Origin of the sequence: Congzhengia sp. (assembly GCF_037235575.1) — a bacterium.
GTDB classification, from domain to species: domain Bacteria; phylum Bacillota; class Clostridia; order UBA1381; family UBA9506; genus Congzhengia; species Congzhengia minquanensis.
Window position 1 is genome coordinate 43,378 of the sequence record NZ_JAXUNN010000021.1, and the last position, 11,011, is coordinate 54,388.

The window sequence follows — 11,011 nt, forward strand, 5'->3', positions numbered from 1 at the left end:
ATCGCTGTTTGGCGTTCCTGCTTTTGTGTCCTTTGAGGTTTTCATGAAAATTACAAAAATTGAACCACAGAAAAAACATAAAAACAGAATGTCTGTTTTTTTAGACGAAAAGTTTGCTTTTGGCATTGACACGTTCAGCCTGTATGCGTTGAAATTAAAAGAAAATGACGAGATTGACGAAAAACAGCTTTGCGAAATTAAAAACACAATTCTGTTTGAAAGTGCAAAAAACTATGCTGCAAATCTTGTTTCTGCAAGGAGCTACACAGAACGCACCATGAAACAAAAGCTAATGGACTACACAGGCGACGAGGCCACAGCGAATAAGGTTATCGCACTTTTAAAAGAATATAAACTAATAGATGACGCTGACTTCGCCAGACGGTTTGCCTCCGACTATATCAACTTAAAAAAATATGGCCGGAGAAGGATTAAGTATAAACTAATGGAAAAAGGAATTTCGCCGGAAACTGCAGAAAATGCAATAGAAGAGCTTGACTGTGCAGATGTTGAAACAGAAAACTTAGAAAAGCTAATGATAAAAAAGCTCAGCGGTAATTTCGACATAAAAAACGTGATGAAAGCAAAGCGGTATTTTGCCGCAAGGGGATACAGCTTTGACGACATAGACAGCACACTTAGAAAACTGAAAGCGGAAAGCGAGGACGGGGATTCATGCTAAAGGGAAAACATATTTTAATTGGCGTAACAGGCGGCATTGCCGCATATAAAACACCGGACTTAATCAGCAAACTGCGCAAGCAGGGAGCAGAAGTAAAGGTGATTATGACAAAGGCGGCTACAGAATTTGTAACGCCGTTAACGTTTCGCACCATGTCGCAAAATATGGTGGCAGACGACAACATGTTCAGCGCTCCCGCTGTTTGGGAGGTTGAGCACATTGCCTTGGCAAAATGGGCCGATCTTTTATACATTGTGCCCGCCACGGCCAACATCATCGCCAAAATTGCAGCCGGAATTGCAGACGACATGCTGTCGACCGTTGCGCTTGCAACAAAAGCGCCCATGCTCGTTGCTCCGGCCATGAACACTGCTATGTTTGAAAACTGCGCTACCCAGGAAAATATGGAAAAATTAAAGCAGCGTGGCGTTTTGTTTGTTGAACCGGAAAGCGGTAACCTTGCCTGCGGCGACTCAGGCCGCGGAAAGCTGCCCGACACCGACCGGCTGTTGTATGAGGCTGTGCGGGCCATTGGTTTTTCAAAAGATTTTGCAGGCAAGCGAATTTTGGTCACCGCAGGCGCTACTCAGGAGGCCATTGACCCTGTGCGGTATATCACGAACCACTCCTCCGGCAAAATGGGCTACGAAATTGCAAAGGCCGCGCACTTCCGTGGTGCGGAAGTTACCCTGGTTTCAGGCGAAACTGCCCTTTCTGTTCCGCCTGGAATTGAGTTTGTGCAGGTTATAAGCGCTGAGGAAATGTACCGCGCATGCACCGAACTTGCTTCCAGCTGCGACGTTATCATAAAAGCCGCGGCGGTGGCCGACTACCGCCCGGCGCACACAGCAGAACAAAAAATGAAAAAAGGCGGGGAGCTGACAATTCCCCTGATTCAAAATAAGGATATTTTAAAAGAACTGGGCCAGGTAAAACGGAGCGGACAAATTTTAGTAGGGTTTTGCATGGAAACACAGAACCTTTTGGAAAACGCAGAAAAAAAGCTAAATGCAAAAAATTTGGATATGATTTGCGCCAACACCATCGGAACGCCTGGCGCGGGATTTGGGGCTGACACCAACACCATTACCTTGCTCACGAAAAACGGCGCGAAAATTCCGCTTCCCAACATGAGCAAATTTGATGCCGGAATGAAAATATTAGACGAAGTTTTAAAGCTAAACGGTGAAAAATAATGGAAGGCAAATTTGCAGGAGTAATTATTAACAGGCTGGCGCTGAACATTGACAGAATGTTCCATTACAGTATACCCGACGGCTTATTGGGTAAAATTGATATTGGAAGCCACGTCACAGTGCCCTTTGGAAACGGAAACAAAACTGTTGACGGATTTGTGCTGTCTTTGTCAAACCACTCCGACTTTGACGGCACGTTGAAAGAAATCTTATCGGTTTCAGAAAGCGGTCCGCTGTTTGACAGAGAAATGCTTTCGGTTTGTCAGTTTTTAAAACAGAAGTATTTTTGCTCTTATATCAGCGCGGTAAAAACCGTTTTGCCTCCTGGCAGCGGACGCAAAAATAAGGTGTCTGACAAACTGATCCGCGGCTCGGTTTTAAACGTGCCCTACGACGAGGCATTTGACGCATTGGAAAAACTGCGGGACAAAGCGCCGAAGCAGTGCAGGATTTTAGAGCTTTTAATTCAAAACGATTTTGTGGCAGACAGCGACATTTTGTTTTTAACAGGCGTAGGCTATCAGGCCATTCGCGCGTTAAAAGACAAGGGACTGGCCCGGCAGGAAACAGTAGAGGTGTTCCGGCTTCCAATTGATTACGAAAGCATTCCCCGTTCAGCCTCCCCTGCGCTGACGGAGGAGCAGCAATACGCAGTGGACCGCATTTGCGCATCGGTAACAGAAAATCAAAATAACACCTTTCTGCTCCACGGCGTAACGGGCAGCGGAAAGACAGAGGTTTTTTTAAACTGCATTGAAAAGGCGCTGGAAATTGGAAAAACCGCCATTGTGCTGGTGCCCGAAATTTCTCTCACACCGCAGATGGTAACGCGGTTTGCCGCGCGGTTTGGCAAAAAAATTGCCGTTTTGCACTCTGCTCTGTCTATGGGAGAACGAGCGGACGAATATAAACGCATTAAAAGCGGTGAGGCAAGGGTAGTTGTGGGCGCCCGTTCGGCCATTTTTGCGCCTTTAAAAAACATTGGTGTCATCGTAATTGACGAAGAACACGAAACCAGCTACAAGGCGGAAAACGCACCCACCTACCACGCGCGGGAGGTGGCTGATTTTCGTGCAAAACAGCACGGAGCCGCTTTTGTTCTGGCTTCTGCCACACCGTCTGTTGAGAGTTTTTACCAGGCAAAGCAGGGCAATTATCAGCTAATTTCCTTAACCCGCAGGCCAACTGCTCAGAATTTGCCCACAGTCGCCGTGTCAGACATGCGGGAGGAAATGAAAAACGGGAACCGTTCCTGCATTGGGCTTTCCCTGCAGCGGGAGATACGCAAAAACAAAGAACAGGGCGAACAGACGATTTTATTTTTAAACCGGCGGGGTTTTTCCACATTTGTGTCTTGCAGAAGCTGCGGTTTCGTGATAAAATGTAAGAACTGCGACGTTTCTTTAACTTATCATAAAGCGAAAAACTCTCTCACCTGTCACTACTGCGGATATACTATAAAAAAACCTGAGGTGTGCCCAAATTGTGCAAGCAGTTTTATCAAGGAATTTGGCGCAGGCACCCAAAAGGTGGAGGAGGAGCTGCACAGTTTGTTCCCCGATCTGTCCGTTATCCGTATGGATGTAGACACTACCAGTGTAAAGTCGTCCCACCGGGCGATTTTAGAAAAGTTTGACAAAGAAAAAATTGATATTTTGCTGGGCACGCAGATGGTGGCTAAGGGCTTAGACTTTCCCAACGTCACCTTAGTGGGCGTTTTGGCGGCAGACCAAAGCCTGTTTGTGGACGATTTCCGCGCCGGCGAGCGCACTTTCGACCTGATTACCCAGGTTTGCGGCAGGGCCGGCCGAGGCGAAAGACAAGGCCGCGCGCTGATTCAGACCTACATGCCGGAGAACAGCGTGATTTGCCAGGCCCAAGAGCAAGACTATCTTTCGTTTTATGAAAATGAAATTGAGCTTCGCCGCCAGCTGAACTATCCGCCCTTTTGCGACATCATTTCCGTTTTGCTCACTTCGCCTGTTTTAAACGGACTCTTGAGCTACGCAAAAAAGCTGGCGCGTTCCATTCACATTGTGATGCAAAAGGACTATGACGGAGCGTTTGAATTGTTAGGTCCCAGCGAAACGTCTGTAACTAAGATTAACGGGCGTTTTCGTCAGCGGATTTGGATTAAATGCAAAATGAACCGGAAGGCGGAGGATATTTTTGCGCGCCTGAGAAGTTATCATATCAATGAAAAAAATCCACATATTAATATGGTGATTGAAAACAACCCATTCGGCGCAATTTAGGAGGAAAGCAAATGGCTATCAGAAAAGTACTTACAATTCCCGATGACAACGATTTTTTAAGAAAGAAGTCCCGCGATGTCACAATGATTGACGATAGGATTCTTACACTTTTAGACGATATGAAAGAAACGCTTTATGCGGAAAACGGCGTAGGTTTAGCCGCGCCCCAGGTAGGGATTTTGCGCCGCGTGGTGGTTATTGACGTTGGCGAGGGGCTTATCGAACTGATTAATCCTGTAATTGTTTATAAAAAGGGCGAACAGATTAACGCGGAAGGGTGTCTTTCCATTCCCGGCAGATCCGGCACGGTGTCCCGCCCGGAAAAGGTGCGCGTGCGTGCCATAGACAGAAATAACAAGGAATTTACCATTGAGGGCGAGGGGCTGTTGGCAATTGCCCTGTGCCACGAAATTGACCACTTGAACGGCACCCTGTATGTTGACAAAATGATTGCGGAAGTGGAAAACTAAGCTTTTTACGGAGGGATAAAAATGAAAATTGTGTTTATGGGAACGCCGGAATTTGCGGTGGCCCCTCTTAAGGCCTTGTGTGAAGACGGACACGAAATCTCTCTTGTCGTTACCCAGCCTGACAAGCCGAAGGGCCGCGGCCAAAAAATGCTTCCGCCGGAAGTTAAGGTGTTTGCTGAAAGCCGTAATATTTCTGTGTATCAGCCCAAAAGCATGAAAACTGACGAAGCGTTTGAACGTTTAAGCGCAGAAAAAGCAGACCTTTTTGTAGTGGTGGCGTATGGAAAAATTCTGCCCCAGCGGATTTTAGACATTCCAAAGCATGGAAGCATCAATATTCACGCTTCCCTGCTGCCGAAATACCGGGGCGCTGCGCCCATTCAGTGGAGCATTATCAACGGGGAAACGAAAACTGGCATTACAACCATGCAGATGGACGATGGCATTGACACCGGCGATATGCTGGTGGTGAAGCCTGTGGACATTGCATTTGACGATACGGGTGAAACCCTGCATGATAAGTTGGCTAAAGCCGGTGCAGACGCCATTCGGGAAACCATTTGCCAATTAGAAAACGGCACCCTTGATCCTAAAAAGCAAAATGACGCCCTCTCCTGCTATGCGCCAATGATATCAAAAGATACCGGCGTTTTAGATTTTAACAAAGACGCTCTATCGCTATATAACCTTGTACGCGGACTGAATTCTTATCCATATGCCAGCACGTTTTATAACGGGCATCGGTTTAAGGTTATTCGTGCATTGCCCATTCACGAAAACAGCAGCGGCGCCAACGGCGAAATTTTAAGTGTAACCAAAGACGGCATTTTGGTAAAGTGCGAAAGCGGTGCACTGCTCATCTGCGAGGTGCAGTTTGAAGGCAAAAAGAAAATGCCCGTGTCGGAATATATTAAGGGCAACAAAATTGAAACAGGCATAATTTTAGGAGGCTGACAAATTGGGCTCAAAACCGGTGAAAACCAACGCAATGCGAATGTTAGACAGAGCAAAAATTCCATTTGAAGCAATTGAATATGAGGTGGACGAAGCCGACCTTTCCGGCGTACACATAGCCGACTCTGTGGGTCTGCCCTATGACATGGTGTTTAAAACGCTGGTAGCAAAAGGCGACAAAACCGGCCCGGTGGTATTTTGTATTCCTGTTCACAAGGAAATTGATTTAAAAAAGGCAGCCCAGACCACAAATAATAAACGGGTGGAACTTTTGGCTGTGAAAGAGCTATTGCCTTTGACGGGATATATCCGCGGCGGCTGCTCCCCCATTGGAATGAAGAAACAGTTCCCTACGTTTTTTGACCAGTCGGCAGAGGGGTTCGAAAAAATTACCATCAGCGCAGGCACAAAGGGATGCCAGCTTTTGGTAAACCGCCATGAGCTTACAGAATTTGTCGGAGCAAAGCTTTGCGATTTGTGCAAATAAAAAGCCTTACCCAAAAGGGTAAGGCTTTTTTCACTTTACAACAATTTTTCTTTCACAGCTTTGTCCAGTGCGTCAATTTTCGTGTTTCCCTCAGCCATTGTTTTGCAAGGAACGGAATAATAAAACTTAATCTTTGGCTCTGTTCCCGACGGACGGATAACGAAAAATCCGCCGCCTGCAAGTTCAAAATAAAGAACATTTGACGGTTCAAACCCAATGGACTCTTTTTTGCCTGTTGCAAAATCTAACCGAAAATCCTCGTTATAGTTTCTAAATGCCACAATTTCCGTTTCGCCAATCTTCTTAAACGGATCTGCAGCTACTTTTTCCATCAGTGCGGCCATTTTCTGCATGCCGTCTAAGCCTTCCATTACCACAGAAACCGTCCGCTCCACACAGCAGCCATACTTTTTGTAAATATTTTGAATTGCGTCGGCAAGGGTCTGTCCTTTCCGCTTCAAAACTGCAACCAGTTCACACACCAAAAGAGTTGCGGCAACCGCGTCTTTGTCCCTGGCATAGGTTCCCGGCAGACAGCCGTAGCTTTCCTCAAAGCCAAAATAATAGTTCCCATCGTTCATTTCGTCGTGCTTTTTAATCACTTCTGCAATAAACTTAAATCCTGTATAAACATCAAACATGCGAACGCCATAATTTTCTGCAATTTTTTTGGTTAAGTCCGTTGTTACAATGGTTTTTACTATATAGTCCTTAGAGGTAAGCTGATTTTTTTCCGCAGCAGAGGACAGAATATACTCCGTCAGCAAAAGCCCCATCTGATTTCCCGTCATCACTTCATAGCTGCCGTTTGCATCTTTCACCAAAACACCGATTCTGTCTGCGTCCGGGTCTGTTCCGCAAATAACGTCTGCTCCCACTTTTTCTGCCAGCTTGATGGCAAATTGAAATCCTTCCTTCTCCTCCGGGTTGGGGGATTTCACGGTGGAAAATTCCGGGTCTGGCTGTGCCTGTTCTTCCACAACATACACGTTTTTATAGCCCGCCTTATCCAGCGCCTCGGTAACGGGAACCAAGCCCGTGCCGTGGAACGGCGTGTAAACAATTTTTATTTCTTTTGCCGTGTCATTTTCCACATCGGGATTTTTGCGGCAGGAGAGCACGCGGCCTACAAACTTTTCCCGGATTTCGTCGCCAATCATTGTAATCAAACCGGCTTCTTTCGCGCTTTTTTCGTCCATTGCTTTTACATCCTGAAAGATGTCCATGCGGTTCATATATCCAATCACTTTGTTGGAGTCGGCAACATTGAGCTGTGCGCCGTCTTCACCATAAACCTTATAACCGTTATAGTTGGCTGGATTGTGGGAGGCCGTAATCATAATGCCCGCAAAACAGTTCAGCTCCCGTACCGCAAAAGACAACACGGGCGTTGGATGGAGCCTGTCGAACACATAGGCGCGAATGCCGCTGGCCGCTAAAACACATGCGCTTTCCATTGCAAATTCCGGAGAAAAGTGGCGGCTGTCATATGAAATTGCCACGCCGCGCTTCTTTGCGCTTTCTCCGTTGTCACAAATGTAGTTTGCCAATCCTTGAGTTGCTTTTCTTACGGTATATTTGTTCATTCTGCTGGAACCGGCGCCCAAAATTCCGCGCAGCCCGCCGGTGCCAAACTCTAAATCTTTGAAAAAGCGTTCCTGAATTTCACCGTCATTTGCCTTTAAAGCTTCAAGCTCTTGTTTTGTCTGAGCGTCAACCACATCGCTCGTCTGCCAATATTCATATTTTTCTTTATAATCCATGTAAATGTCTCCTCAAACCTTTTTTTCGCTGTCGCTATTGATTTAGTATATGCAGAATTATTCTTCTCCATACCAGGTGTCGCCGGTGTTACCGTCGCCCTCGGTGGAATTGTCGTCTGGCGTTTCCTCCTCATTGGGAATATTCGTGCCGGGCGAAACATTGTTTTGGTTGTTCTCATTTAATTCCTCGCCTGGTTCCGGTGTTGAAGAAGATGACGAAGACGGCTTGCTGGACTTTTTGGAACTGGATGTCTTTTTGTCGTCATCATCGTCACCTAACGAGCTTCCGTAAGACGAATGGGACGAGCAATATTTCATCGGCTGCGTTCCCTCTTTAAAATAGTCCACCCTGGTGGTGCTGCAGGATTTTGATGCCACACGTCCGCTGATTTGGCAAATGGTACGCTTCACAAGACCATCGGGCTCCGGAATGGTTTTAATCGTTTTCCCATCGTGAATGGGCTGCATCACACTTTTCCAAATTTTCGGACATACATTGCTGCCGCTCATTGCTTTTGGAATTTCATAGCCCATCCACACGCCGGCGACATAGTTGGGCGTAAAGCCCATGAACCAACGGTCCTTGTTGGAGTTTGTAGTACCCGTTTTACCGCCGGCGTAAATGTCGCCCAACGACGCGCTGGTTCCTGTACCGTTCTTAATTACGCCAGTGAGCATATTCTGCATGATAAACGCCGTCTGCTCACTCATGGCCCGCTTATTTTCCACTTTGTTTTCCAATACAATTTTTCCGTTTGCATCAATTACCTTTGTATAGGTCACCGGCTTGTTATACTGTCCGCCGTTTACAAATGTGGCATAGCCGGCCGTCATTTCCTTAACAGTTACGCCGTCGGTTAAACCGCCCAGCGACATAGACAATGATTTATCCGTAACCAGTTTTCCGTTTCTGGTTTCGCCAGCCACCATTGTGGTAAAGCCCAGATTCTTTGTCATAAAGTCGAAAGATTTGTCAACTGTAAGTTCCTGCATTACCTTAACCGCAGGAATGTTTTGAGATAGCTCCAAATGTCTGCGCGCTGTTAGCCTACCTTTATAGCCGCCCCCAGAGTTTTTAGGCTCCCAGTCGCCAATTTTAATTTTTGCGTCGTTAATAATGGTTGCCGGAGTGATGATGTTATATTCAATCGCTGGTGCATACACCGCCAAGGGCTTAATTGCCGAACCCGGCTGCCGTTTTGCCTGTGTTGCCATGTTAAAGCCGCGGCTAACGGTCTTTTTGCCGATTCCGCCCGCCATGCCTTTAATCTGGCCCGTATACGGATCCATCACCACCATGGCCGACTGGGGCTTGTTGCCCGAGCTGCCCGGAAAATTGGCGGTATTTTGATAAACGTTGTCAATTGCCTTTTGCACGTCTGGATTCATGGTGGAATAAATTTTAAACCCGCCGGTATAGAGTCGATTAGTCGCCTCGCCTTCAGTCAGGTTTTCTTTTTCCATCAGGTCGCGGACAACATCGGTGATAATTGCATCAACAAAATAGCTCTGAACCTTTACATCTTCTTTATCCTTTTTAACCTCGCCAATTTTCACGTTTAAGTTTCTGCCCTTTGCCTCGTCGCATTCCTGCTGGGAAATATAGCCAAGCTTGGCCATTTTGGTTAAAATAACCTCCTGGCGCTCTTTGTTTTTTTCGTAGTTTGTAGCCGGGTTATAAGTTGTTGGCGCCTTTACCACGCCTGCCAGCGATGCACACTGTTCCAGCGTTAAATCCTTCACGTCCTTGCTGAAATAATAGTTTGCCGCAGTTTGAACGCCGTGGCATCCCGCGCCGAAATAAATGGTGTTCATATACATTTCAATAATCTGGTCCTTGCTCATCTTCTTTTCCAGATTAATTGCCCGAACAATTTCCTGAATTTTTCTTGTAGGTGATACGTCATTTTCACCAGTGATATTTTTAATCAGCTGCTGGGTAATGGTAGAACCGCCATAGGAATTTTTATTTCCCGTTATCCATTGTAGAAATGCGCCGAACGTACGCTTTAAGTCAACACCTTTGTGATCGCGGAACCGCTCGTCTTCAATAGCAATAAAAGCGTTGGTTAAGTTTTCGGGAATATTTTCAATGTCTACCCAAACGCGGTTTTCGTTTCGGTGAATGCGGTCCATCTCCACCGGCTGGTTGGTTTCCTCATCAATATAATAAATAATTGATGTAAAATCTAAGTTATATTCCTCGGCAATTAAGTCCATGCTGTTGTCGATAAAACCCACAACCGCACCTGCAATCACAGAAGCCGCAAGGGCCGCAATTACGAGGATAACAATTAAAACCCGTGCTAAAATTCTCAATCCCTTGCTCTTTTTCTTTCTTTTTTTATTTTTATCCTGAGCAGGACTTGTCCCTTTTTTGTATGTATTTTTTGCCAAATAGCTCACCCCTTAATTTGGTAGTAAATCTTAAACTATACCAAATTTATTGTATCCCAAACATATTACAAAACTATTACGTGTGCGTTACTTTGGTGTAAAATAACACTAAATGCTCCAAAAAACGGTTATTTTAGGCGAATAAAGGGTGGCAAAAAGCCAAATACTATGAGTAAAAGATGATGGATAGGAGATGAAAAGAATGGAGAAAGGAACACAAGGCACAAGAAAAAGACATTTTTTAAATTTGGTGCTTACAGCGGTTTTAATTTTTGCCGCTATGTATCTTTGCGCCATAACGGGCTACCGTTTTGTCAGAAACAGCAATGCTGCGGAGAATCCGGTTGAAAGCCGGGAGCCGGAAATAAACGAAACCATAGCGCCCCAGGAGGAGGACCCTCTCAAATTGCCTGAGGACCTTGCCTCTGCCTCACTGCCCAAGGAGGATGTGCGCGTCCCGTCCGACCCCAACGACTATCTGGTAATATCAGAAAACGGCGTTGTAAAACTTTATAACATTACCGAAAGCGGCGACCAAATTTATTCAAAAGACTTAGACATTGCCCCCGACGCGCTGTTGGCTGAGGACAAGGCCCAGCTGGAGGAAGGCATTATTTTAGAATCGGAGGAGGAGCTTGCCGCCCTGCTTGAGGACTACACTTCTTAGGCCAAATCCTTAATTAACAGCGCACGGATATAGCCTTTATCCTTTGTTGTAGAATCAATATAAAAGCCGCGGTTGTAATAAAACCGCACCAGCGACGTGGCTTTCGACGCGGTGTGCAGCATAACGCGCTTTACCTTTAG

The 11,011-nt window shown here is 46.1% G+C and carries 9 protein-coding genes and 1 pseudogene; 7 read left to right on the forward strand and 3 right to left on the reverse strand.

Annotated features, from left to right (window positions below; all coding sequences use genetic code 11):
* The first annotated feature begins 43 nt into the window (after positions 1 to 43).
* From WIG73_RS03895 to ybaK, 6 genes are read left to right on the forward strand one after another with little or no spacing between them, the layout of a single operon-like run.
* Complete coding sequence (locus WIG73_RS03895; protein WP_337399370.1) at positions 44 to 682, forward strand: regulatory protein RecX; 639 nt, start codon at positions 44 to 46, stop codon at positions 680 to 682.
* On the forward strand, positions 676 to 1,878 hold the full coding sequence (gene coaBC, locus WIG73_RS03900; protein ID WP_337399371.1) for a bifunctional phosphopantothenoylcysteine decarboxylase/phosphopantothenate--cysteine ligase CoaBC: 1,203 nt from the start codon (positions 676 to 678) through the stop codon (positions 1,876 to 1,878). Before WIG73_RS03895 ends, coaBC begins: the two co-directional genes overlap by 7 nt.
* Entirely contained in the window at positions 1,878 to 4,133 is a 2,256-nt protein-coding gene (gene priA / locus WIG73_RS03905; RefSeq protein WP_337399372.1) for a primosomal protein N', read from the forward strand. Before coaBC ends, priA begins: the two co-directional genes overlap by 1 nt.
* Before the next feature lie 11 nt (positions 4,134 to 4,144).
* Positions 4,145 to 4,603 carry a peptide deformylase gene (gene def, locus WIG73_RS03910; protein ID WP_177678025.1) on the forward strand — a complete coding sequence of 153 codons (459 nt, stop codon included), beginning with the start codon at positions 4,145 to 4,147 and terminating at the stop codon, positions 4,601 to 4,603.
* 21 nt (positions 4,604 to 4,624) lie between these two features.
* Entirely contained in the window at positions 4,625 to 5,557 is a 933-nt protein-coding gene (fmt, locus tag WIG73_RS03915; RefSeq protein ID WP_337399373.1) for a methionyl-tRNA formyltransferase, read from the forward strand.
* Between the two features lie 4 nt (positions 5,558 to 5,561).
* The gene (ybaK, locus tag WIG73_RS03920; RefSeq protein WP_337399374.1) at positions 5,562 to 6,044 is read left to right on the forward strand and encodes a Cys-tRNA(Pro) deacylase; all 483 of its coding nucleotides are present in this window, start codon (positions 5,562 to 5,564) and stop codon (positions 6,042 to 6,044) included.
* A 35-nt stretch (positions 6,045 to 6,079) separates the two neighbouring features.
* Here the strand turns inward: ybaK and WIG73_RS03925 are convergent, their stop codons facing one another.
* A complete protein-coding gene (locus WIG73_RS03925) occupies positions 6,080 to 7,807 on the reverse strand; it encodes a phospho-sugar mutase (protein WP_249312919.1) in 1,728 nt (575 codons plus the stop codon).
* Positions 7,808 to 7,864: 57 nt separating this feature from the next.
* Positions 7,865 to 10,126: a PBP1A family penicillin-binding protein gene (locus WIG73_RS03930; RefSeq protein WP_337399376.1), complete on the reverse strand. Its 2,262-nt coding sequence runs from the start codon at positions 10,124 to 10,126 to the stop codon at positions 7,865 to 7,867.
* Positions 10,127 to 10,406: 280 nt separating this feature from the next.
* Here WIG73_RS03930 and WIG73_RS03935 point away from each other — a divergent pair, with 280 nt between their 5' ends.
* Positions 10,407 to 10,871, forward strand: a complete 465-nt coding sequence (locus tag WIG73_RS03935; RefSeq protein WP_177678053.1) for a BofC C-terminal domain-containing protein — start codon at positions 10,407 to 10,409, stop codon at positions 10,869 to 10,871.
* Here the strand turns inward: WIG73_RS03935 and WIG73_RS03940 are convergent.
* Positions 10,868 to 11,011: pseudogene (locus WIG73_RS03940) on the reverse strand (GNAT family N-acetyltransferase); the annotation flags it as partial. The gene WIG73_RS03935 and the pseudogene WIG73_RS03940 sit on opposite strands and share 4 nt — an antisense overlap.